General features: G+C 50.2%; 22 protein-coding genes. 9 read left to right on the top strand and 13 right to left on the bottom strand.

The features are described from left to right. The first annotated feature begins 131 nt into the window (after nt 1-131). The 4 genes from HGH92_RS03695 to HGH92_RS03680 all read left to right on the top strand — a co-directional run bounded on the left by HGH92_RS03695 (nt 132) and on the right by HGH92_RS03680 (nt 3,729). Nucleotides 132-551 carry a DoxX family protein gene (locus tag HGH92_RS03695; RefSeq protein ID WP_168869400.1) on the top strand — a complete coding sequence of 140 codons (420 nt, stop codon included), beginning with the start codon at nt 132-134 and terminating at the stop codon, nt 549-551. Between the two features lie 53 nt (nt 552-604). Then, entirely contained in the window at nt 605-1,015 is a 411-nt protein-coding gene (locus HGH92_RS03690; RefSeq protein WP_168869399.1) for an acyl-CoA thioesterase, read from the top strand. Nucleotides 1,016-1,069: 54 nt separating this feature from the next. Further along, nucleotides 1,070-2,317 (top strand): CinA family nicotinamide mononucleotide deamidase-related protein, encoded by a 1,248-nt coding sequence (locus HGH92_RS03685; RefSeq protein WP_168869398.1) that lies wholly within the window; start codon nt 1,070-1,072, stop codon nt 2,315-2,317. 71 nt (nt 2,318-2,388) lie between these two features. Further along, nucleotides 2,389-3,729: a dihydrolipoamide acetyltransferase family protein gene (locus HGH92_RS03680; protein ID WP_168869397.1), complete on the top strand. Its 1,341-nt coding sequence runs from the start codon at nt 2,389-2,391 to the stop codon at nt 3,727-3,729. A gap of 221 nt (nt 3,730-3,950) precedes the next feature. Here HGH92_RS03680 and HGH92_RS03675 read toward each other — a convergent pair whose 3' ends face one another. Further along, nucleotides 3,951-4,268: an RNA recognition motif domain-containing protein gene (locus HGH92_RS03675; RefSeq protein ID WP_078672202.1), complete on the bottom strand. Its 318-nt coding sequence runs from the start codon at nt 4,266-4,268 to the stop codon at nt 3,951-3,953. A gap of 502 nt (nt 4,269-4,770) precedes the next feature. Here HGH92_RS03675 and HGH92_RS03670 point away from each other — a divergent pair. Continuing rightward, on the top strand, nt 4,771-5,490 hold the full coding sequence (locus HGH92_RS03670) for a hypothetical protein (protein WP_168869396.1): 720 nt from the start codon (nt 4,771-4,773) through the stop codon (nt 5,488-5,490). Nucleotides 5,491-5,497: 7 nt separating this feature from the next. Here the strand turns inward: HGH92_RS03670 and HGH92_RS03665 are convergent, their stop codons facing one another. The 7 genes from HGH92_RS03665 to HGH92_RS03635 all read right to left on the bottom strand — a co-directional run bounded on the left by HGH92_RS03665 (nt 5,498) and on the right by HGH92_RS03635 (nt 16,186). After that, entirely contained in the window at nt 5,498-6,118 is a 621-nt protein-coding gene (locus tag HGH92_RS03665; protein WP_168869395.1) for a DUF4230 domain-containing protein, read from the bottom strand. A gap of 97 nt (nt 6,119-6,215) precedes the next feature. After that, nucleotides 6,216-6,719 carry a cupin domain-containing protein gene (locus HGH92_RS03660; protein WP_168869394.1) on the bottom strand — a complete coding sequence of 168 codons (504 nt, stop codon included), beginning with the start codon at nt 6,717-6,719 and terminating at the stop codon, nt 6,216-6,218. 51 nt (nt 6,720-6,770) lie between these two features. Further along, nucleotides 6,771-7,223 (bottom strand): GNAT family N-acetyltransferase, encoded by a 453-nt coding sequence (locus tag HGH92_RS03655; RefSeq protein ID WP_168869393.1) that lies wholly within the window; start codon nt 7,221-7,223, stop codon nt 6,771-6,773. Between the two features lie 41 nt (nt 7,224-7,264). Continuing rightward, nucleotides 7,265-8,086 carry a helix-turn-helix domain-containing protein gene (locus HGH92_RS03650; RefSeq protein WP_168869392.1) on the bottom strand — a complete coding sequence of 274 codons (822 nt, stop codon included), beginning with the start codon at nt 8,084-8,086 and terminating at the stop codon, nt 7,265-7,267. 246 nt (nt 8,087-8,332) lie between these two features. Beyond that, nucleotides 8,333-11,167 carry a prolyl oligopeptidase family serine peptidase gene (locus HGH92_RS03645; protein ID WP_168869391.1) on the bottom strand — a complete coding sequence of 945 codons (2,835 nt, stop codon included), beginning with the start codon at nt 11,165-11,167 and terminating at the stop codon, nt 8,333-8,335. Between the two features lie 163 nt (nt 11,168-11,330). Further along, a complete protein-coding gene (locus tag HGH92_RS03640) occupies nt 11,331-13,001 on the bottom strand; it encodes a RagB/SusD family nutrient uptake outer membrane protein (protein WP_168869390.1) in 1,671 nt (556 codons plus the stop codon). A gap of 11 nt (nt 13,002-13,012) precedes the next feature. Then, a complete protein-coding gene (locus tag HGH92_RS03635; RefSeq protein ID WP_168869389.1) occupies nt 13,013-16,186 on the bottom strand; it encodes a SusC/RagA family TonB-linked outer membrane protein in 3,174 nt (1,057 codons plus the stop codon). 303 nt (nt 16,187-16,489) lie between these two features. Here HGH92_RS03635 and HGH92_RS03630 point away from each other — a divergent pair, with 303 nt between their 5' ends. Then, nucleotides 16,490-17,239, top strand: coding sequence for a DeoR/GlpR family DNA-binding transcription regulator (locus HGH92_RS03630; protein WP_168869388.1), 750 nt, complete (start codon nt 16,490-16,492; stop codon nt 17,237-17,239). Here the strand turns inward: HGH92_RS03630 and HGH92_RS03625 are convergent. The 4 genes from HGH92_RS03625 to HGH92_RS03610 form a co-directional block, all read right to left on the bottom strand. Further along, a complete protein-coding gene (locus HGH92_RS03625) occupies nt 17,236-18,126 on the bottom strand; it encodes a DMT family transporter (RefSeq protein ID WP_168869387.1) in 891 nt (296 codons plus the stop codon). The two genes, HGH92_RS03630 and HGH92_RS03625, sit on opposite strands and share 4 nt — an antisense overlap. A 115-nt stretch (nt 18,127-18,241) precedes the next feature. Continuing rightward, on the bottom strand, nt 18,242-18,982 hold the full coding sequence (locus HGH92_RS03620; RefSeq protein WP_078672214.1) for a polyprenol monophosphomannose synthase: 741 nt from the start codon (nt 18,980-18,982) through the stop codon (nt 18,242-18,244). A 73-nt stretch (nt 18,983-19,055) separates the two neighbouring features. Then, nucleotides 19,056-19,829, bottom strand: a complete 774-nt coding sequence (locus HGH92_RS03615) for a 3'-5' exonuclease (protein ID WP_078672215.1) — start codon at nt 19,827-19,829, stop codon at nt 19,056-19,058. Between the two features lie 55 nt (nt 19,830-19,884). Beyond that, nucleotides 19,885-21,240: a UDP-N-acetylmuramate--L-alanine ligase gene (locus HGH92_RS03610; RefSeq protein ID WP_168869386.1), complete on the bottom strand. Its 1,356-nt coding sequence runs from the start codon at nt 21,238-21,240 to the stop codon at nt 19,885-19,887. 385 nt (nt 21,241-21,625) lie between these two features. On the opposite strand from HGH92_RS03610, the gene ytxJ reads away from it, so the two are divergent. The 3 genes from ytxJ to aroQ are packed head-to-tail and all read left to right on the top strand — an operon-like array spanning nt 21,626 to nt 23,037. Continuing rightward, a complete protein-coding gene (ytxJ, locus tag HGH92_RS03605) occupies nt 21,626-21,958 on the top strand; it encodes a bacillithiol system redox-active protein YtxJ (protein WP_168869385.1) in 333 nt (110 codons plus the stop codon). A gap of 35 nt (nt 21,959-21,993) precedes the next feature. Further along, complete coding sequence (locus HGH92_RS03600) at nt 21,994-22,563, top strand: UbiX family flavin prenyltransferase (RefSeq protein WP_168869384.1); 570 nt, start codon at nt 21,994-21,996, stop codon at nt 22,561-22,563. Between the two features lie 51 nt (nt 22,564-22,614). Continuing rightward, complete coding sequence (gene aroQ / locus HGH92_RS03595) at nt 22,615-23,037, top strand: type II 3-dehydroquinate dehydratase (RefSeq protein ID WP_168869383.1); 423 nt, start codon at nt 22,615-22,617, stop codon at nt 23,035-23,037. A 78-nt stretch (nt 23,038-23,115) separates the two neighbouring features. On the opposite strand, the gene HGH92_RS03590 is transcribed toward aroQ, so the two are convergent. Next, nucleotides 23,116-24,042, bottom strand: coding sequence for a terpene synthase family protein (locus HGH92_RS03590; RefSeq protein ID WP_168869382.1), 927 nt, complete (start codon nt 24,040-24,042; stop codon nt 23,116-23,118). Between the last annotated feature and the right edge of the window lie 27 nt (nt 24,043-24,069).

Here is a 24,069-nt window from a genome sequence, read left to right as displayed (position 1 = left end):
GGCAAATATAAAAGTAATATCCTTTCTTTTCGGATCGGTTTTCCAACAATGTGGATAACTCCGGCTGTCTGGAAAAGGCTATTGCGCTATATTGCGGCAAATAATTTTATAGCGCAAAAACCTTACCTGTTATGAGAAAACTATTCTCAACCGGCTACACTGGCGGTGCTGTGAGCTTCTCCATGCTGATATTGCGGCTGATGTTCGGCGGCCTGTTGTTATTGCACGGATGGCCCAAACTGATCAATTTTGCTGCCAAAATGAATTCTTTCCCTGATCCTTTGGGCGTAGGGCATAAATTTTCTTTGGGGATGACCGTTTTTGCAGAAGTTTTCTGTTCTGTTTTACTGATGATGGGATTGCTGACCAGGCTGGCCGCAGTGCCCCTGGTGATCTGCATGTCAGTGATCGTGGGAATGGTACACCGGTCAGACCTGTTGGATTTTAACTTCGATAAGATCGAACTGCCGTTGATGTACCTGACCGGTTTCCTGGTGGTCCTGTTTACCGGGCCAGGTAAGTTTTCCATCGATGGCGCACTGGGCAAATAATCGTGGAGCGGTCTTTGTACGACCAGCTTTTTATATAAAAATCGGAAGCAATCATGTTTAGCAGTATAACGACGATCAGGGTAAGATACGGGGAAACGGACCAGATGGGATATCTCTATTACGGTAACTACGGCCTGTATTACGAAGTAGGCAGGGCGGAAGCCATCAGGGAACTGGGCTTCAGCTATCGTGAACTGGAAGAGCAGGGCGTGATCATGCCGGTAGCGGAACTAAATGTAAAATACCTTCGCCCGGCGTATTATGACGACCTGATAACGGTGAAGACTATATTAAAAGAACTGCCGAAAAGTTCCCGGATACAATTTCATAGTGAACTGTACAACGAAAAAGGGGAGTTGCTCAACGTAGGCGTGACCACACTGGTGTTCATCGATGTGAAAACCAAACAGAAAGCAGGCCTGCCGGAAGCACTGAAAGAACGGCTGGAACCTTTTTTTAAATAATTACGAATGGCGGATGATCATGTTTGATGTCCGCCATTTGACATTTCTGCAACTATGAGCAAAATAACCGCCAGCATCATTACCATTGGTGATGAACTGCTGATAGGACAAACGATTGATACCAATTCCGCCTGGATGGCACAGGAACTCAATGCATTAGGTATCTGGGTACATCGGCGTTTAGCCATTGGCGATGTACGGGAAGACATCCTGTCCAACCTCGCCAAAGAAGCTGAACTGTCTGATATCGTACTGATTACCGGAGGATTGGGGCCTACGGCCGATGATATCACCAAACCCACGCTCTGCGAATACTTCCAGACCCGGCTGGTGCAGGATGCAGCCACACTGCAGCGGGTGCTGCACATCTTCGAAAGCCGCGGCCTGCCGATACTGGAACGTAATGTGGCCCAGGCCCTGGTGCCTGAGTCCTGTACAGTGATTGCCAACGAGAGAGGCACCGCCCCCGGCATGTGGTTCGAAAAAGACGGGAAGATCTATGTGTCTATGCCCGGTGTGCCGCACGAAATGAAAGGCATCATGGAAAGTTACGTGCTGCCTCAGCTGGCGGCACATTTTAATACCCCTGCGGTAGTACACCGTACGCTGATCACCTCCGGTATGGGGGAATCATTTGTAGCGGAAAGGCTGATAGCTTTTGAAGCAAAACTGCCGCCACATATCAAACTGGCTTACCTGCCCAGCTATAGCCTGCTGAAACTGCGACTTACCGCCTTCGGTGCGGACAAAGTGACCTCCGCAGCTGAACTGACAGGCTATTTCCATGAACTGATGGCGTTATTGCCGGATATCACCGTCACTGATCAGGACATCAGCATCGGAGAGGTGCTGGGGCAGCTGCTGAAAGAAAGAGGAAAGACGGTAGGCACCGCTGAAAGCTGTACCGGTGGACAAATATCCACCTGGATCACAGCTGTTCCCGGTAGTTCCGCCTATTATAAAGGCAGCGCCATTACCTACGCCAATGAGATGAAAATGAAGCTGTTGGGTGTAAAAGCAGAGACATTGCAGACCTATGGTGCGGTAAGTGAGGAAACCGTGAAGGAAATGCTGGCCGGCGCCCTGCAACTGCTGGAAACAGATTATGCCATAGCCGTATCCGGTATCATGGGGCCCGACGGCGGCACCCCGGAAAAGCCGGTCGGCACCGTATGGGTGGCCGTTGGCAGCCGGGAGAAAATGACAGCCATCAAGTACCATCTGCGGTATGACCGGGAACGGAATACCCAGATGACCGCCGTGTATGCGATGAACGAGCTGCGTAAGCTCATTTTGGAATAAGCCGCAGCACTGACTGACTGAATTGATACAATTCCCTTATTTTTGTCCACACTAAAGCTAAAAACAATCTTATGGCCATTGTAGAATTGGTAATGCCAAAAATGGGAGAAAGCATCATGGAAGCCACCATTTTGCGTTGGCATAAAAAGACGGGCGATCACGTAAAAGTGGATGAAACCGTGTTGGAAATTGCTACGGACAAAGTGGACAGCGAAGTCCCCTCGATTGCAGAAGGGGTGATCGCCGAAGTACTCTTCAAGGAAAACGATGTGGTACCGGTGGGCACTGTGATAGCCCGTATCAATACCAATGCCGATGCAGCGGCCAATACTGCACCTGTACCTGAAACACCGGTAGCGGCCTCAGAGCCTAAGTTTACCGCTGCCGCCGTACCATCTGCTGCACCCGTTGCAGCTGCGGCCGCCCCTACACCTGCTGCCGGCGGCGCCAGATTCTATTCCCCGCTCGTGCTCACCATTGCGCAACAGGAAGGCGTTAGCTTCGCCGACCTGGAGAGGATTCCCGGTTCCGGCAGCGATGGCCGCGTGACCAAAAAGGATATCCTGCAATATGTGGCAGACCGTAAGGAAGGCAAGGTAGTCCCCGACGTAACACCTGTTGCGGAAACTGCTGCCACTCCTGCTACCGCTGTACGTAACACGCCGGCAGTAACCACTACCGTTGCTTCCCCTACCTATAACGGCAACGTGGAAATCGTGGAAATGGACCGCATGCGCAAACTGATCGCCAACCATATGGTGATGAGCAAACAAACCAGCCCGCACGTGACCAGCTTCGCAGAAGCCGATGTGACCAACATGGTGAAATGGCGCGATCGCATGAAAGGTGAATTCGAAAAAAGAGAAGGCGAAAAACTCACGTTCACACCACTGTTCATAGAAGCCATCGTGAAATGTATCAAACGTTTCCCGCTGATCAACTGCTCCCTCGACGGTGATAAAATCATTATCAAAAAAGATATTAATATCGGTATGGCCACGGCCTTACCTTCCGGTAACCTGATCGTGCCCGTGATTAAAAACGCAGACATGCTCAACCTGACTGGCCTCAGCAAACAGGTCAACGGCCTGGCCAATGCTGCCCGTCAGAACAAACTGAAACCGGAAGACACGCAGTCCGGTACCTTCACCCTCACCAACGTTGGCACTTTCGGCAGCCTGATGGGAACCCCCATCATCAATCAGCCGCAGGTGGCCATCCTGGCTGTCGGCGCTATCAAAAAACGCCCCGTGGTCGTGGAAACCGAACAGGGCGACTCTATCGCTATCCGCCATATGATGTACCTGTCCATGTCCTACGATCACCGTATCGTGGATGGCTCCCTGGGCGCTACTTTCCTGACTGCTGTGGCCCAGGAACTCGAAAATTTCGATCCCAAACGGACCATTTAGGGATTTTTGATTTACGATTTTAGAATTTCTTAAATCATCTGAGCAAATATAAAATAGAAGACGGGCGCGATATTATCGCGCCCGTCTTCTATTTTATACCTTACTTTAATCATTCGCTTAGATGGTCCACGAAATTCCAAAATCGTAAATCAAAAAATTCCCAAATAAAAAGAGGCGCTCGTGAAAGCGCCTCTTCAATTCCTTTGTGCCCGAATAAGGGATTAGTAACGACGGTCACGGGAGCCATATCCTCCTCCGCCACCACGATTACCACCACCTTTGAAATTATTATTCGGCTGTTTAGGTCTTGCTTCGTTTACCATTAATTGCTTGCCTTCTATCTCGCTGCCGTTTAAACTATCCATAGCCTTGGCTCCTTCTTCCTGATTAGGCATTTCCACAAAACCGAAACCACGAGAGCGGCCTGTTTCATGGTCTTTGATAACCTTAGCGGAGGTAACCTCTCCATAATCGCTGAAAATCTGATGGAGATCCTCATCGGTCAACCTATAGTGCAGGTTGGCTACGTAAATGTTCATGATAACTGAAATTAAAAAAATGAAAAATAATATACTGAAGTTATGAAATAAACATCAATAAAGTGGTGAAGGTTAAAAAATATTTCCGGCGGGTACCTGCCAGTTATTGCTTAATCATGCTGAAACCCTTTACAGTAAAGCATGTACGGCATTTTTATTTTGTAGGAATAGTTTGCGGTTTATCATAGAATAATGTTATTTATTGTTTTTATTTTTCATATGAATGAGGCACTGAATCATGTTCGCCACCCCTTTTTATGCCAGTCATTTCGGTTGACTGGACCGCGGTTTTACTGCTTTACGCTGCTTTTTGTTGTTTTGGCCGCTTTTGCCCGTTCCACCGCACCGGGATAAATTGACGATGCGGTGGCCGGATAAAACGGCATGGCATATGTATGACATTCGCGATAGACAAAGCCGCATCGGGAAGTGCGGCGGAAGAGCCTTGTGTTTTGTCCTCTTTTTTTCGTAAATTAATAGTAACCGTTAAATTCACTTTTTTATGGGAACAACGCTGAGCGAAACCTGGTTTGCGGATGGCTATATTGATTTTGAACTGAAGAAATACACCCTGTTGTCCTACCTGCAGGAGATCCACCGGGCCTTTAACCAAAACAAGCTATATCCCCAGCTGGCTGATATCATCTACCATTTTAACAATCTCCGGGCTTTCAGGGAAAACAAACAACTGATGGAACAACAGTTCCCCAAACGGTTGACCGGCATCGACCTGGAGAAACTGATGCTGCTGTACGAAAAAGTAAGTGAAGATGATGAGCTGATGCAGGAACTGGAAGAAATCATCGGATACGCCCTGTCTGCTATGAACGACACGATCCGCGACGGAACGGAGATTTACGAGTTTGTGCAGGACAAACTGCGGATTTCACCAGTGGGGCTGGTGCCGCTGGAAAATACATCGGGTTACCTGCTGCTGTGTGACGGGCGTTACAGCGATACGCTGGTATACAGCTATCATCTAACCATTTTTGAACGGCATGATGAACAGTACCGGGGCATCCGTACGGAATACCTGGAAGCGTACACAAAAGACCTGGTACACACTTGCGAGCACATCAAAACAATCCTGCTCAGGAAAAATAAGGCGTCTAACCCGGCGGTATATTGTGTGGAAACGCCCCTGGTATTGCCGGTCAACGAGACGCTGCTGCCGGTCGCAAAACGCAGCCTGGTGCGGTATATAGCCCTTAACGCAGCCTGATGTCTGATCAGTTGAGCGGAGGGGTGGCCGTGGCGGCGCCGTCAAACTGTACTTCAAGGGTATGGTCTTTCAGGAAGGGGGCGTAATACTGCTCCATTACCTTCCGGATCTTGTCTTTGGATTGCTGTATGTACAATTGGTTATTTTCCAGCTGGCTGCGGGATGTCTGGTACAGCTTTTTCTGCACGGCAGTATAGGTTTCGTCGTCCTGGAAGAGGAGCCAGCCCTTGCGGTTGGCCGTTTCCATTTTGTCTACTTTCAGCTCGTAGCTCATTAGCTTAGGCGCCGGCAAGTGAACAATGATCTTTTTATTGCTGACTTCCACCTTAAAATGTTTTTCGTCGATATTCACCCCGTATTTTGCCTGATAGGGGATAGTGACCCATACGGTGTTTTCCAGGAAAGCCTTCTTCAGATTATCGCTCCACCCGCCGCTGTCTTCAATGTTACTGCGTTTGATGCTGGCGGAGCCTTGTACGTCCAGGCTGGCCAGTTCGGCGATTTCCTTTACAATAGTGCTGTTGGAGATCACCTGCTCGCTGACATTGGAGGAACCAAAACGTTTGCCCAGCCAGAAAAGCAGCACGGCCAGTAGCAGAAAAGCAACAATATAGAGGATCTTCTTCATGAGGATGGTTTGATAAAAACAGGCAATATCTTACCTGGTCCGGCTGTAAATTAATAAAAAGCCGGAGTATAATGTGCGTTTAATCGTTAACGTTAGATTACCGGGTAAGGCTGTCAATCAGCGATGCATGTTGTGGATAGGCAGCCTGTAAGGTGGCCTTGTCTGCCAGCTCAAAATCGGCGAAGTCGAAGCCGGGTGCTACGGTACAGCCGGTGAGCGCATATCCGCCGGGCACTTCCACGCGGGAGGCAAACCAGTTGCCTGCGCAGATGATCACCTGCAGGCTCTCGCCGTTTTGAATATCCCGCCCCAGCTTGTGTGCCCGGAGCTGCCCGCCCGGCTCAATCTCATAGATGGTAAGGGTTTGGCCGTCATAGAAGTGCCAGATCTCATCAGCGGCAATGCGGTGAAAAGCGGAAAACTGTCCTTCTTCCAGTAAAAAATATATACAGGTAGACGCGTTCCGGTTGCCACCCATGCCGGCCGGCAGGGTGCTCATGTCCAGCATCCACTCAGAACGGTATGTTTCGAGAAAGGCGCCGCCTTCCACGTGTGGTTGTAATTTTAATTGATCTCGCCAGTGGGCTGCGGAATATTGCATATAGCACCAGATTATCGGGGTAATATAATAAAAAGAATAGTTGTCGGACTGTTATTTCGTATAAGCGTTCGGGTTATGACGCTGCATAAACTTTTCCGGATTAGGCACTTCTGTGAAGCCGAACTGCCGGTATAATTCGTGTGCATCCTGTGTTACCAGCAGCCATCTCCGCAGGGTTTGCAGCTCGGGGTGCTCCAGTATGGCGCGCATCAGCAGTTTGGAAAGACCTTTGCCGCGGTAGGCAGGTACCACAAACACATCGGCCAGGTAGGCGAAAGAAGCCAGATCGGTGATCAGCCTGGCAAATCCTATCTGCCGGTCGCGATAGTATAATCCAAAACATAAAGATCCTGCCAGTGTTTTTTCCACAACACTGACAGGAATATCTTTTGCCCAGTATGATTCTTTTGCCAGGAAATCGTGTATAACACTGATGTCCAGCCTTGATTTGTCAGTTGAAACAGTATAGTCTCCGTCTTTAACGAGGTAAATGGTAGTTGCCATAGTCAGTAACATTGAGCGTTACTAAATGTAGGCAATTTTTTCTAACTCGCTACTGCCACCTGTTGCATGGCCGGTGCCGGCATATGCGCGATAGTGGCCGGCGCATTATACCAGGACGGCATTTCGCCGTTGAACTGCAAATGGTCCTGTATGAACATCGCCAGGTTATAATAGGCCGTGGCCGGCATCTGCCACTGCGCCATATCTGTTTGCTGCAACGCATTCCGGAAACGGACCATGCGGGCAAATAGCTGTGGCGGCATGCCTATTACCCGGTTGAACAACCGCTCCAGCGTGGGACGGGACAACTGAAACGCCTTCGCCAGTTCTTCCACGCTCACATTGCCCTGACGGGCCAGGAGGTAATCGGCCATCTCGTCTGCCTGCTTCAGGCAGGGCGCATCACTTTGCAATACCTGTTGAAATGTCTCGTTCAGCACAGCGGTGATCTCCTGCGGGTCGCGAAGCTGCTGAAGGCGGTTTCCCAGCTGTGACCAAACTGCGTTCTCATGCAGGTCCAGGTTGCGGTAGTAATTGGTGAAAGACTCACCGTCAATGCCCAGCATACGGTAGCAGCCATAGGCGTTCAGTTGCACGACTGTCATCCGCACCGGGCCGCTCACCTGCAGCTGACAGGCGCTGGTAAAATGACCGGTCACGGCATGAGAAGGCAGCGTAAAGGCCGCATGGTCTGCCGGCTTTATCACCGCTGTCCCTTCCGGGATAAATACCATGTACTGGTCGCCCAGCGTAAATAAATGCTGCGGTAACTGTATCTGGCCGCGGGAATCATCTTCCCAGTAATAAAATTGTTTAACGAACGGACGCAAAGCATCTCCGGGATGACAGATATGGAAGTTCATAGGTACTAAAATGTGGTGTTAGTGGATATCGCTATCGCTGCAAATCACACCATACGCTAAAGTGGCGATTATTCATTGTAAATATATGTTTTTTGTTAAATATTATGAATTTTTTGATGTCTGAATTTGGAGATTCAGGGAGCTGTAAGCGAAAAAAAGACCGAAGCGATTGGTATTTAATCGCTTCGGTCTTTATCTCTGTGATCCACGGAAATCAAAAAATCCGTCAATCAAAAAATCCTTGAATTATTTCACGTCAAAGCCCCAGTTAATGCCTTTCTCCGTGGCAGGAACACCGGACTCGAGCCACTGTGGCGCAGGAGCGCCTTTCAGGAAGTGGTCGAAGAACTGTTGCTCGCGGCGCTGGATGTCTTTACGGTTCTGGCGTTGTACGAGGTTATGCGCTTCGTTGTTGTAGTTCAGCAGCCATACAGGTTTGCCAAGGCGGCGTAAGCCGGTGAACATTTCAATGCCCTGGTACCAGGGAACGGCGCCGTCGGCATCGTTGGCCATAATGGCAACAGGCGTATTTACTTTCGGAAGATTAAACAGCGGAGAGTTCTGTATGTACAGCTCCGGTTTGTCCCACAGGGTGGCGCCGATGCGGCTCTGGGAATGTTCGTATTGGAATTGGCGGTTCATACCGCTTTCCCAACGTATGCCGCCATAGGCGCTGGTCATATTGGCTACCGGCGCTCCGGCCCATGCCGCCTTAAAAAGGTTGGTCTGCGTGATCAGGAAAGCTACCTGGTAGCCACCCCAGCTCTGACCCTGTATCCCCATGTTTTTGCCGTCTACCCATGGTTGTTTGGCAAGATCTTCGGCCGCGCTCACGATATAATCGTAGGCGCTTTTGCCCGGGTAACCGTTTTCATACGTGATATCCGGTGCAAACACCAGGTAACCACGGCTGACAAAGAAGGAGATGTTCAGCCGGGATGGCGTAGGCGCGGGTGCCTGATAGCTATAGAGGCCATCGGTCAGTTTCTCGTAGAAATAGAAAATAACCGGGTATTTTTTGTTGGGGTCGAAGTCTTCCGGTTTATAGAGGATACCTTCTGACTGCTTGCCGGTGAAGGTGGTCCACTTATACAGGGAGGCGGTGCCCCAGTTGTACTCCTGCTGTTGCGGGTTGGTATTGCTGATTTTCACCGCTTTGTTCAGTTCGCCGGTATATACATTGGGCGATTCTGTATAACTGGCACGGGTATACGTATATGCGTTGGCGTCTTTCGCTTTCACCAGGTCCAGGTAGCTGTTGGGGCCCAGTACCAGCTGTTGCGGCCTGCGCAGCTTTTCATTTTTTGCCTGTAATTGCAGGGAGTAGAAACCGTTGTATTTGCTGCTGTCCTGGAAGGCACTGAGCACCAGCAGGTCGCCGGGATTGTAAAACTTCTGTTCTTCGTCCAGCTTCAGGACGCGGAAACGGGTTTTCTCCTGGCGGCCTTTGCCAAAGGTGATCATGGCAGGTGCTTTTTTGCCGGTGGGATCTACTTCCCAGATATCGTAACGGTCATAGAGGTATACAAACTTGTCGTTGTTGAGCCATCCTGCAATGCCGTATGGTTCCGGTACGTCGGGATGGTCATCTTCTTCATCAAACAGTTTGGTCGGAATGTTTTTGGTGATGTTGACTACGGTGCCGGTGGCATTATGATAGGTGGAATATTGTTTGTCCACCAGGTCGTACCACAGGATATACTGGCCATTGGGAGAGATGGAATAGAAGCCATCCAGTTTCTCTTTGATTTTTTTGCGGGAACCATCTTCCAGGTTGATCAGATAGCCTGTTTTGAGGGTACGGCCTATCCATTGCAGCTGAATGCGGTCGCCTTTATCGGTGTAACCGAGGGCGTAGCGGCCATTGCCTTCTGCGGGGATGACCACGTTCTCCAGGTCCTGATCGCCCAGCTGGAGGATACGTTTGGAGCCGGGATAATATATGGCAGCATAGTTCCTTTTCAGTTCCTTGTCTGCGTTTTTGAGCTGCATGGGTTGCAGGTAGTCATCTTTATAGTTCCAGATATCTACTTTGGCCACTTCAAAATCCACGATGCTGGTATCTTTTACCGGCAGGATGGGAGCGGTGCCAAAGAACAGGCGTTGCCCGTCTTTGCTGAACCAGATCAGGCTGTTGGAGCTGATGGTCCAGCGGGAGGGAATGCCGCTGCTGTTTTTATCGGCTGCGGTAATGGCGCTGTCCTGTCCGGGTTTATAATAAAACAGCTGGTAGAACTGCTGGAGGGATTTAGCGCTGTCGCGTGTACCGAAATAGGCGGCCTGTTCTCCCTTGTCATCGAAGGCGAATTGTTTGTAATCGCCATAGCCGCGGCTGAGCGTATCTGCCTTGCGGTTGGCGGTATGCCACAGCAGTACGCCGGAGCGGGACAGGGAGTCTTTTTTCTCCGAAGTGATTTCTATCAGAAGGTTATTACCTGGTTTGCTGAACACATATTCCGCCACGTTTTTAACGGAGTCCTGGCTGCCGTCTTTCAGTTGACGGATGACGAGGGTACCATTTTCATTTTTATCGCTGCTGCTTTTATCATCATCAGCACGGTCGTCATCGGCAGTTTTGGTAGTGGTTTTGCCTTTGGCTTTTGCGCTGTCGGCGGCTGGTTTTTCTACCAGGTATGCGAGCCATCCGCTGCCTTTGGCGGGTGTTTTAAAGGATTTGATGCCTGGGAGTTTCTGAAGGTCGCCGGTGGCGAGGGTAACGATGCCCATGGAATCTTTCGGCATTTCAGCCGGTTTTTTCTTTTTGATGCGGGCTTCGCGGGTGTCTTTAAACAGCGGTTTAATGCTGAATATCACATGCCGGGAATCGTTGGTGATCACCGGGCTGCTGCCACGGGCAATGGTCCGGGACTGGCCTGTTTTACGGTCATAGATGACCAGGGAACCGTCTCCTTCCTGCAGGGCGACGGTATACACCACCCATTGTCCATCGTTGCTGATCAGTTTAGTGCCGATATTTTGCCAGCTGTCGTACACGGAGTGGTCCAGCGGCTTTTTGGCAGGTTGTTGGGCATAAGCAAAAGAGGCCCCTAGCAGGGGAAGGGCCAGTAACATATTTCTCATGGTCACAAAGTATAAATTTTTTGGGCAAAAGTGCCAAAGACTTTTACCAGCGGCGGGCGGCAGGCATAGAACGCAAAAGCCCCCTGACCAATGGCTGGCCAGGGGGCTTTCGCGTTTTTGTTGTTTCGATTTATCTCATATGCAGATCACACGATAGAGGAAATTACCAGCCCGGGTTCTGGGTCAGCCTTCCTGCAGGATAGAGGGAAATCTGTCCGCTGGGGATAGGCTGAAGGTAGTTTTTCGGGTCGGAGAACACACGGGACACGGTAGGGGCATATACCAGGATATAGCCGTTGGCATCGCGGTCAAGCGTTTGTCCGGCCGGAGGAGGCGGCACTTTGGCGCCTTTGGCGATGTCGGGGTTGGTAGTTGTGTTCAGGTTAGCGCCTAAAGACCAGCGCATCAGGTCATGATACCGGAAACCGTCCAGCATCAGTTCCACCCTTCTTTCTCTTCTTACTTCCCAGATCAGGGGGGAAACATTGATTTTATTGGCCGGGTCACTGAATGCGGTACCATTCACACCTACCTGCTGTTCAGAGCCGAGGTATTGCAGCGGGGCCACACCGGCCCTTGCACGCAGTTTGTTCACGGATTTGTCCAGGTCAGCCTGGCTGAAGGTATATTTACCCATGTTGTTCAGTTCGGCGGCGGCTTCTGCGTAGTTGAGCAGCACTTCTGCCAGCCAGAACAGCGGAGCGTCGGTATCGTTGTAAGGCGCTACCACGTTGGCTACCAGCGGGTTCAGGAATTTAGCCGGACGATAGCCGGTGCTGCTTTGTCTGCCAGCCACCAGGTTGGTTTTGTAGCACAACACGGTGTCGATGGATTGCAGCAGGCGTTTGTCCCTGTTGGCCCGGGTATTCTGAATGTTGTCATCGCCTTTATAGAGCGGGGACAGGCTGATAGGCAGCCCGTCGGTGCAAACGAAAGACTCGATCGCGTTTTTGTTGATGCCAGACATGGTGGTACTGCTGGTCAGGTAGCCGATCAGGGAGTGAGTCAGGTAGCTGGGCAGATATTTTTTGTACAACAACACTTCCTTGCTGGTAGACAGGTCGATGGAGTTGTATGTGGTGGTGTAGTCTGTATTCAACACATACGGACCGGCGATCAGCTTTTCAGCGGCATCTTTGGCAGCCAGCAGGAACTTGTCGGCGCCTTGCAGTCCCACGGCGGTGTGGTATTTACGCCAGGTACCTTCGTACAGGCATATGCGTGACTTCAGTGCCAGCGCAATGTACTGGTTGATGGTATTGTCCTGGTCTTTTACCCGGAGGTTGGTGATAGCGAAATCCAGATCGTTGAGGACACTGTCCATCACCTGGGTGCGGGGATCGCGGCCTTTGTAGATATAGTTGCTGTCGCTGATGTCCATGGAATGTCCCAGCCAGGGAACATCGCCAAATTCTCTCACCAGGTTGTAGTAGGCCAGTGCACGGAAAAAACGGGCCACGCCTTTCCAGTGGTTTTTGGCTTCATCGGCCATCTGTACGCGGTCAGCCCTTTCCAGCAGAATATTGGCTTTACGCACGTAAGAGAAGTCCCATTTGGAATTGCTGGTGGGTATGTTGATGGTCAGCGGCTGGATGGTGGGCGCTGCCTGGTCATCAGACAGGGTGGTGAAGTAAAAATCACCGGTGCCGTTGCCATTGCCATATCCCGGGAACATCTCATAAAAAGACCAGCAATAAACGCGGACGTTGTCTTCTGTCCGCCAGAAATTATTGTCGTCAAAGGTGTCTGGCAGTCCTTTGTCAACATATTTCTTGCAACCTACTGTTGCAATGATCATCAATAATATAACGGGTATATATATACGCTTTGTCATGTGCTGCTGTTTTAGAAGTTTACCTGTAATCCGAAGGACCACGTTTTCTGGAACGGCCAGGTCCTGCCATAGATATTGCCTTCGCCGGTAGTGATTTCCGGATCGATGGGAACGCCTACGTTGGAGATAGTGGCAATATTCTGGGCGCTGGCGTATACACGTACTTTCTGCAGGTGGGCACGTTTGATCAGTGCGTCCGGCAGGGTATATCCCAGCGTGATGTTTTTCAGGCGCAGATATGCCAGGTTAAGCAGGTATTTGGATTGTGGGTAGAAGTTGTTGCCACCGGCGGCAGCGGTCAGACCCTGAACTTTACCGTTGGCATTGTTGGGATATGGGTTCGGGTATTTGGCGTTTGGATTGCTTTCTGTCCAGAAGTCCAGCTGGTGATCATACAGGATGTCGCCGGCGCGGTACAGCGGGATGGCGAGGTCACCGAGGCCCCAGTAGTTCTGTTTTCCTACACCCTGGAACAATACATCGAAATCGAACTGTTTGAAGGTAGTACCCAGTCTTACGCTGTATTGATAGCGGGGGAGGGCGTTACCGATACGTTTCAGGTCACCGTGGTCGTTCAGGGAGCCTTTGCCGCCGTCAATCACGCCGCTGCCGTCCAGGTCCTTGTATTTGATATCGCCGGGACCGAATTTAAAGGTACCGTCAGTCAGCTTGGACTGGTCGGGCAGCTTGGTCATATCGTCATCTTTGGTGAAATAACGGTCTGTTTCAAAGCCCCAGATCTCGCCCAGTTGTTTGCCGACATAGTTTTGGGTCAGCAGCATGGACGGGTTGTCCCACTGTGTAACAAATGTTTTGCTGTCCCAGAAGCTCAGTGTACCATATATGGTCCAGTCTTTTTTCAGCGGATAGTTCGCGTCAATGGAGATTTCGTAACCGCGGGTACGCAGTGCGCCATTGTTTACCATTGGGGCGGCAGCACCGAAAGCGGAAGGAACGGCTTTGCTGGTAAGCATATCAGAGGTATTACGCTCGTACCAGTCAAAGGTCACATTGATGTTATTGTTGAACAGGCTGATGTCTGTACCAAAGTCCAGTGTACGCACAGTTTCCCAGGTGAGGGATTTGGTTACTGCGGTAGGTGCGGCAACGCCTGGTGCATTGTTATTGCCTACCACCCAGTTTACAGTGCTGGTTGGCATGAACGGAATATAGTATACGCCGCCCAGGTCCTGGTTGCCCAGGGTACCATAAGAGGCACGGATCTTCATGTCAGACAGGATATTGCGGACCGGCTGGAAGAAAGACTCCTGGCTGATGCGGTAACCTGCGGACGCAGATGGAAAAAATGCCCAGCGGTCAGCAGGAGGGAAGGAAGAAGCGCCGTCATAACGACCGTTCAGCTCCAGTAACCATTTGTCTTTGTAGTTATAGTTCACCCTGCCGAAGAAACCTGCATAGGCGCGCGCAAGATGGAAACCGCTGGTGGACATGTCACCTACAGCCAGGTTGAATTCCGGTTTGGACTGGTCCAGTGGCGTCAGGCGGGATGCATTTACACCAACGGTGTCAGCATCTTCCGCATTGGCGCCCACCATTACTTTGATGGCGTGGTCTTTACTCAGCTTCTTATCGTAGGTGGCGTAGATGTTGAAAGTATTTACTTTATAACGGTTGGCGCGGTAGCCCATCTTGTTGTCGCTGGTACCGGCGGCCAGGTCTTTCAATGGCATAGTGGATTGCCAGAAGTCCCACAGCATTACCTTTCCGCCTACTTCATGACGCATGATGTTGTCGCGGCCAATAGTATAATCAGCACGTACGTTCAGGTCTTTGGTGAGTTTCAGGGTAGCGCCCAGGTTTACACGAGTGTAGTTGTCCACAACATCGTTGGTCGGAGCGTTGGCTAAATAGCCGGGAGTATGGCGGAAGTAGTTGCCCTGGTAGGTGCCGTACGGGAAGTACGCGCCCCAGCGCCACATGTATTGAAAATAGTTCTGGTATTGGTAAGGGTAGTCGTACTCGAAGTTACGGTACATCATTTTCAGGTCCAGGTCCAGCCAGTTGGTCACAGAGGCATTTACGGCGCCGGTGATGTTGTATTTCTTCACCTGGTCAGGATTGAGCTTCATCACGCCTCCGGTGTTGTTGTAGCCGGCAGACAGGAAGTAGGATACTTTTTCGCTGCCGCCCTGTACGCTCAGGTTGTGTACCTGTTGCGGGGACCATTTTCTGAGCATGATATCTTTAACGTCCCATACGCGGTAGAAATAAGCCGGGCTGCTGCCGGTAGGCAGGTCAAAATCTTCGCCGGGCACCATTTCGTTGCTTTTGCGGTTGTTGGCATATTTGTCCTGCCAGTTTTTGATGCCGTCGCGCAGTTTGCTCAGTTGCATACCAAACAGTTCAGGAGAGGTAGCACCAGTACGTTTGGCGGCGTTGATCAGTCCTGTCAGTTCCTGTACGGGATCAGCGAAATCAGGCAGACTGGTGGGGGAGTTCCAGCCAAAGTTGTTGGAGTAGGTAACTCTTGTCGGCATGTTACGAACACCTGATTTTGTTTTGATGAGCACCACACCAAAAGCGGCGCGGGCGCCATAGATGGAGGTGGAAGCCGCATCTTTCAACACGGAAACGCTTTCGATGTCTTCCGGATTGATCATGGTGAGGTCCGGTGTTTCCACGTTGTCTACCAGGATCAGCGGGCGGTTGCTGCCGTTAACGGAGCCCATGCCGCGGATGTTGATAGAAGGGCCGGCTGTTAAACCGCCGTTGGAATACTGGATGTTGAGGCCCGGAGAGATACCCTGCAGTGCTTTGGAGGGGTCGGTGATAGGGCGCCCCTGCATGGTTTTGCTGATATCTACGGTGTTAACAGCACCGGTGAGGTTGGCTTTTTTCTGGGTGCCATAACCTACCACGACTACCTGTTCCAGGGAACGTTCATCGGGCGACAGCAGGATGCGCAGGGCATTTTTGCCTACCGGTACGTCCTGCGGCTGATAGCCGATAAAGGTAACATGTACTACCACCGTGCCGGCAGGTGCGTCCAGTCTGAACTTCCCGTCCGGATCGGTCACGGTACCTTTTTTACCGGCGGTTATCGTAGCCCCGATAATGGGTTGCTGGCTGCTCTTATCCAGTACAGTGCCCGTAATGATATTTTGGGCCCATGAACTCGCATAAACCAGCAAAAAAATGAAAGTGAAAAGTAGCCTTTTCTTCATGTTTTTAGATTTAGATGTTGGCTGTTTTAAAAGTTTTTAGTTCTAACGTGTTGGAATACAGATAATTAAACTATTTTCTACAATCGGTTACTGTTTACAGAAAGAACGCAGTTTCTCACTCAGGTACACGGGAATCTTGCATTTATTTGCGTTTTAGTGCATGAAAGTAGCATAAAATTTCTTGAAAAAAAGGCAAATTACAGGAAAATGCGTTTATTTAATGTGAAATATTGCTAAAACACGCATAATCAATTTGGATTAGATTTTTCTACATTTGTGAACAAGCAAAAAATTCCCCACAGCATGTTGAAAGAAGAGCGCCAGGCGTTTATTATGAAGCAGATCAACCTGCACAACAAAGTTCTTTCCACCGATATCAGCGCCATGCTCAGTATTTCTGAAGATACCGTCCGAAGAGACCTGAAAGAGATGGCGGAAGAAGGCAAAGTATTGAAAGTGCATGGCGGCGCCATCGGCCGTTCTTTCCACTATCCGTTCGATGAAGGAAACTCCGTTTATGCACAGGCCGCAAAAAAGCAAATAGCGGAAAAGACACTGAAACTGCTGAAAAACGATATGGTCATCCTCACCGGTGGAGGCACCACGATGATAGAATTGGCAAAAGCGATACCGGTCAACCTGCGGGCCACGTTTTTTACCATCAGCCCCCTCGTGGCGCTGCAACTGGTAGAACATCCCAACCTGACCGTTATCACCATCGGCGGCCAGTTGTCCCGCAGTTCACATATTCATATAGGCGCCAGCGTTATCAACCAGCTGGCAGAGATAAAAGTGGACCTGTGCCTGCTGGGCGCCAACGGCTTCTCCATACAGGACGGCATGACGGAATCAGACTGGGAAGTGGTACAGGTGAAAAGGGCCATGTTAAGGGCTTCCAAGAAAATGGCCATCCTGAGCATCGCGGAAAAACTGAACTCTTCCCAACGCATGAAAGTGTGTGATCTCAACCAGATCAACTACCTCATCACAGAACTGGAGCCAGACAATCATTTTCTGGACGCCTATCAGCACCTGGACCTGGAATTGTTTTAACCTGCCATCACTCTGCCGGTCTTATGCTGCCAGGTAACCCGCGCCATTTGCAGGGCTACAGACAATACAATACAGGCCAGGCCTGCGTAGAAAGCGTTGTTGAGGTGCTTGTTCTCATGAAAAAGGATAAAAGCCAGCACAATACTGTACACCGGCTCCAGGTTAAAGCAGAGATTAACGGTGAAGGGTGAGATCTTTTTCAGCGCGTTCATGCTCAGGGTATACATACAAATGGTGCATAACCAGGCCAGCACCAACAGGTACATCAGGTCGGAAAAGCCCGGTATCACAGAGCTGACAGGGAAAAAATGCAGGTAAAAAGGCAGTGCCAGGGAGAGCACCACAAGGCCGGTGGATAATTCGTAAAAGGTAATGGTATTGGTATCAAAACGTTTGACCAGGCGTTTGTTGTACACGGTAAACAGCGCGGCAAACATCGCGGAAATAATGCCCAGCACAATACCGGTGCGGTATTGGGTGTCAAAATGAAAAATCAGCAGAATGCCGAAAAGCGTCAGCATAGAGAGCAACATTTCCGCCACGTCAAAACGGCGCCGGTTGATCAGCGGATCAAAAACAGCGGTAAAGAGGCTGGTGAGCGAGAAACAAATCACCCCGATAGATACATTGGAATATTTAATACTGCCATAAAAGAAAAGCCAGTGTAGGGCTACCACCACACCGGTAGCGCCTATCGGCACAATATCTTTCCAGGGAAGTTTGCGGAAGGTGCCCTGTAAACGGAACAGGACATACATGGTAACAGCAGTGATGAGCAACCGGTACCATACCAGTAATCCTTCATTAAGGGATATCAGCTTGCCTAAAATGCCCGTGAATCCTGCAAGAAATACAGAAAGGTGCAGCTGTAAAAACGCTTTTTTCATACACACTCAGTTCGGACCCGAAAAATCGTGGCCCGCTATTCAAAATTCAGATATTTGGGTATCGCGGTGCGAAGGTAAATACCCAAATATCCAAATACGCCAACTATCAGATTAATTAATTGGTAACTCTTTTTTTATAGTTACGGAAAAGGCTCTGCCATTGAATTTTTAATACGCCCAGCACACCTTCCTTCACAATGCCTTTACTCATTTTGGAATACCCTTCGCGACGGTCTTTGAACGTGATGGGGACCTCGGCGATGGTAAAGCCCAGTTTCCAGGCGGTAAATTTCATTTCTATCTGGAAGGCATACCCTACAAACTGGATCTGGTCGAGATTGATGGCTTCCAGTACGGTATTGCGGTAACATACAAAACCGGCAGTGGGATCCTTCACCGGCATCCAGGTGATCATGCCTACATAGATGGAAGCGCCGTAAGAGAGTACGGCCCTGTCCCATGGCCAGTTTTCGGTTTTCCCGCCTTTTACATAGCGGGAGCCTACTGCCACGTCTGCACCACCTTTGGCGCAGGCATCGTACAGGCGTACCAGGTCTTTGGGGTTATGGGAAAAATCGGCATCCATTTCAAAGATATACTGGTAGTTTCTGGCCAGTGCCCATTTGAAACCGTGGATGTAGGCAGTGCCCAGCCCCTGTTTACCGGAACGCTCTTCCAGGAACAGTTGTCCGGGATGTTCGTTTTGCAGTGATTTTACAATATTGCCTGTACCGTCAGGAGAACCATCGTCCACAATCAGGATATGGAAATTCTGCTGTAAGGAAAATACAGCGTCAATGATGTTACGGATATTGTCCTTCTCATTGTACGTAGGAATAATGACAAGCTTTTCCAATTCAGCCGATGAAGTTTTGTGTACTGCGAAAATAATTCAATTACGACGCAAGATACCTTGTTCCTGAAAAATATTACAGTTTTTTTAACATCATATTGTGATAGATTTCTGACAGTTTCTGCTTGGTATTGAGCGGAAAATCAGCTTTCATCATCCAGTCATAGTATTGAGGCTCAGCCTTCAGCACCTCTTTTACAGGGCGTCCTTTGTATTTGCCGAAGTTGAATACTTCCTGTCCTCCCTGCATCACAATACGGCGGGCGAAGTCGATATATTCTTCCTCTTTGGTGAAGTCTGCCAGTCCGTCGATGTCCTGTTGCAGGTTTTCGTAACGGCCGAGCTGGGCTTCCAGTATCTCGTAAGTGGCCAGCGCGTCTGCTTCGGCGCTGTGTGCATTCTCCAGCTGTTTGTCACAGTAGAATTTATAGGCGGCGGCCAGCGTTCTTTTTTCCATGAGGTGGAAAATACGCTGTACGTCCACAAAGCGGCGTTTAGACACGTCAAACTCCATACCGGTGCGGAGGAATTCTTCCACCAGCAGGGGGATATCGAAGCGGTTGCTGTTATAGCCTGCCAGGTCACAGTTTTCGAGGAACATCTTCAGTTCGTTGGCCGCCTGTTTGAAGGTAGGGGCGTCTTTCACGTCTTCGTCCTTAATACCATGGATGGCGGTAGATCCGGCCGGGATAGGCATTCCGGGGTTGATGCGTTTTACTTTTGACTGGGTGGTTTTATCAGGAAATACTTTGATAATAGCGATTTCAATGATACGGTCTGTGGCCACGTTCGTACCCGTCGTTTCCAGATCAATTACGGCCAATGGCCTTTTGAGGAGCAAAGAAGGCATTATATTTTGAAATTTAGATATTTAGAGATTTTTTGATTTGCGCAAAGGTAGCGTATTATTTGTGTAGCAGCTGCTTTAATGACGGGAAATCCAGACCGTCGTAGGTGCCGGAGCTCATCAACAGGAGATTGGCCTGGTGATAGTCCTGTGCCTGGAGGAAGGCTTCCAGTTGTGCGCGGTCGCTGAACACATGGAGGTCGCTGCGTCCGAACTTTTCGCGTACCAGCGCGGGTTCCAGGTCTGGCATGCGTTTGATTTCCAGCGCATGTTTGCTGTAGTATACGGCAGCCACATCAGCAGGGTCCATGGCGCCTTCGTATTGAGACAGGAAGCTGGCATTCAGGCTGCTATAGGTATGCAACTCCAGCACGGCGATAAGCCGGCGGTTGGGAAACTGTTGCCGGGTGGCTTCCATGGTGGCTTTCACTTTGGAAGGGGCATGGGCAAAGTCGCGGTAGATAACACTGTCCTCACTTTTGGCCACCAGCTCCAGCCTTTTGGCGGCGCCTTTGAAAGAGGCGATGGCGGCCAGGAATTCCTCATCAGAGAGCCCCAGCTCGTTGCACACCAGTTTGGCGGCGTGCATGTTAAGCAGGTTGTGTTCTCCGAATACAGCGAGGTCGGCAAACCCTTCGTCAAAGAACACGCGGGTAACGCCGTCCCGGATCATATGGATAGGGGTGGTGTAGGGCACCAGTTTCAGGTGACGGCCCTCGGCGGCCACCAGGCTGTTGAGCTCCGTATCTGAACTATTGTAGATCAGTGCGCTGCCGGGTTCCATCTGCCGGATAAAAAGGGCAAACTGTTCTTTATAAATATCGTAAGTGGGAAATACGTTGATATGGTCCCACGCAATGCCGGTCAATACAGCGATCTGCGGGTGGAGGAAAAGGAACTTGGGCCTTTTCTCGATCACGGAAGCCGGGTATTCATCGGCTTCGCAGACGATGAGCGGCGCGTCAGTCACGTTCACGGACTGGTTAAAACCTTCCAGTTTGGCGCCTACGAGGTAATCAAACCGGCGTTGGTTGTATTGCAATACATGCATGATCATGGCCGTGGTGGTGGTTTTACCATGACTACCGCCAACGGCTACCCGTGTTTTATTTTTACTTTCCTGGTAGATATATTCCGGGAAGGAGTAGATGTTGAGTTTCAGTTCGCGGGCCCGGACCAGTTCGGGATTGTCTTCCCGGGCATGCATGCCGAGGATGACCGCATCGATGCCAGGCGTAACGCGGGCGGGGTCCCAGCCGATGCTGTCCGGTAAAATGCCTGCCTGGCGCAGGTTAGACAGTGCCGGTTCAAATATTTCGTCATCACTGCCGGTTACTTCATAACCTTTTTGTTTGAGTGCAATGGCCAGCTGGTGCATCACACTTCCACCTATTGCGATAAAATGTACCTTCATACCTATTGGGTTATTTGGATATTTGGCTATTTTGTTATTGGTTTTGGGCGCAAAGTCCGCAAATCCAATAACAAAATTTTAAAATTTTCAAATATCCAAATTTAATATGTATCGTTGTTTTTTTTAATGCATTAATTATATTTGCAAAATAACGTTACAAAAGACGATTAAAAAAGTTGTCGTTATCATAAATCCCTATGAAATTTCGTTTACCAATTAAATTTTCTCCCATGAAATCGTATGTAAGAATTTTGGGCTGCGCCGGTATGATTTGTATCTTTGCAGCTTTCTTAACGTCCTGCGCAAGCCGCCAGAAACTGGGATGTCCGATGAGAGGAATGGCTAAGGCCCCTGCAGCGACGCATAATAAAATGAGCTAATAACAATGAATTGGAAAACGTTAACCAGTGAGGAACAGCTGCTGGAGATCAACGAGGCGTCAGCACAGCAGCCGGTAGTTATTTTTAAGCACAGCACGCGGTGTTCTATCAGCGCCATGGCCAAGTCCCGGTTGGAACGTGCGGCAGCTCCGGAAGGGTTAACGTTTTATTACCTGGACCTTCTGGCCCACCGTGACCTGTCCGGTAGCATAGCGCATCAGTACAAGGTCCCCCATGAATCTCCCCAGGTCCTGCTCATCCGTAACGGCGCCTGTATCTATGATGAAAGCCACAACGGCATCAGCATGGACGAGATTGCCGACCACCTGAACGGATAATAAACTAGCTTTGTGCTATATCAGAGTATAGCACCATGAAACATCGTATAGTAGTAGCAGTTACCGGCGCCAGCGGGTCTATCTACGCCAGGCAGTTGCTGAACAAGCTGCATGCCGCGGCCGACCAGCTCGATGAGGTAGCCGTTGTCATGACCGAGAACGCCAAAACCGTTTGGCAGACAGAACTGAAGAATGAAGATTACCGCGAGCTGCCCTTCCGTTTTTATTCACAGCAGGACTTCCACGCACCTTTTGCTTCCGGCTCCGGGAGATTTAATACCATGATCATCTGCCCCTGTTCCATGGGCACACTGGGACGTATCGCCACCGGCATCTCCAACGACCTGATCACCCGCGCGGCCGATGTGGTCCTGAAAGAAAGACGTAAACTGATCTGTGTGGTCAGGGAAACGCCCTATAATCTCATGCATATCCGTAACATGGAGACGGTTGTTCTGGCCGGCGGCATCATCTGCCCCGCCACACCATCGTATTACAGCCTGCCTGCCACCATCGAAGATGTGGCCGCTACGGTGGTAGACCGTATCATTGACCTGGCCGGCGTGGAACAGCAAACTTTCCGCTGGGGCAGTGACAATAAATAATACACCGGATTAATTATCTTCGTCGTTCATCAATTTACTTTCATCAACATCATGAAGATAGCCATCATCAACGGGCCTAATCTCAACCTGCTGGGCAAGCGGGAACCAGGCATCTACGGCAACGAGTCTTTCGAGGATTATTTCCAGCAGCTGCAAAAAGCCTTTCCGGCAGTGGAATTCAGCTATTTCCAGCACAATGTGGAAGGGGAGATCATCAACTATCTTCACCAGACCGGCTTTTCCCATGATGGCATCCTGCTTAACGCCGGCGGCTATACGCATACTTCGGTAGCCATCCGTGATGCTATCGCGGCCATTAAAACACCGGTGATCGAGATTCATATCAGCAATGTGTACGCCCGGGAAGAATTCCGGCATACCTCCCTCATCGCACCTAAATGCGTGGGCTCCATCTGCGGCCTCGGCATGAAGGGATACCGCCTGGGAGTGGAATATTTTGTTTCCCAGGGCTAAAGCCCCGGGCTTCTTAAAATGACTTTTTATTATGTAGACTGACAATGGCCCGGGATCATCTCCCGGGCCATTTTGTTTTTAGCAATACCTTGGGTTATCCCTGTACCATTCCAAATGGCCGCTGATAAGCCAGTCCAGCCGGAGGGCATAGTCAGCCACAGCTTCCCGGTGTTCTCCGAAATCCGGCCAGTCGTTGCACAACTGCCGGTACGCTGCCACTTGCTCTGCCCGCATATGCATCGCTATGCGGTAGGCCTCTTCCTGCGGACAATCATGCTCGTGTTGTATAACAGCTACCAGGTTCATGGCTTCCTGGCTGCGTTTTTCCTTGTCAAACGACAGCAGGTCGTTATCCCATGTAGTAAGTCGGCTGACAAAAAATCTGCGCTGCTGAATGGCCGGATGGCTGAACACTTCGGAAGGAAGCATAAAGCCGGAGATGACCTCTGCCAGGTCCAGGAAAGGATAGGCAGCGCCTAACTTCTCCCGCAGGTCGAGGTATTCCGCCAGGGAGGGATAGGTAAGATCGTGTTTGTAGCTGTATTGCTTTTCAAGCAGCTGCCCTTCAAAAAAGTAATGCCAGCTTGCCATGTAGCGTGTCATCCATGCCTGGGGCAAGGTGTGGCAGGCCAGTTCCTCATATACGATGGCAAACTGTTGAAACATGGCGTCTTCCTCCGGATAGGAAGGACTGCCGCGCAATATGGCTGTCAGCCGGTCGTGCGCGCCCTTTAGCTGAGGCAGAGGCCAGCGGGCGCAAACATCATCAAAAATAAATATCCACGTGAGCAGACGTGCCAGTGGAATCAGCTGCGGAAACGGACTGTCAGGGTACCAGAGCGCGGTCAACCGGCCAAAACCGGCTGCTTTGAATTGTTTGCGCGCATCCGTTGAAAGTGAAGTGTAGGAATCTATGAACGCGTGTACCGCTTTTTCAATCAGGGCATGGTCAGGATGGGTCCTTGAGGGAAAAGGATACTGCAGTTCAGCTAATAATGACTGCATAGTTAAAAGGTTTTCATAAAGACTAAA

Origin of the sequence: Chitinophaga varians, from assembly GCF_012641275.1 — a bacterium.
GTDB lineage: Bacteria > Bacteroidota > Bacteroidia > Chitinophagales > Chitinophagaceae > Chitinophaga > Chitinophaga varians_A.
The sequence above is the reverse complement of the archived record's forward strand: the minus strand, read 5'-3'. Positions and strand labels throughout refer to the sequence as shown.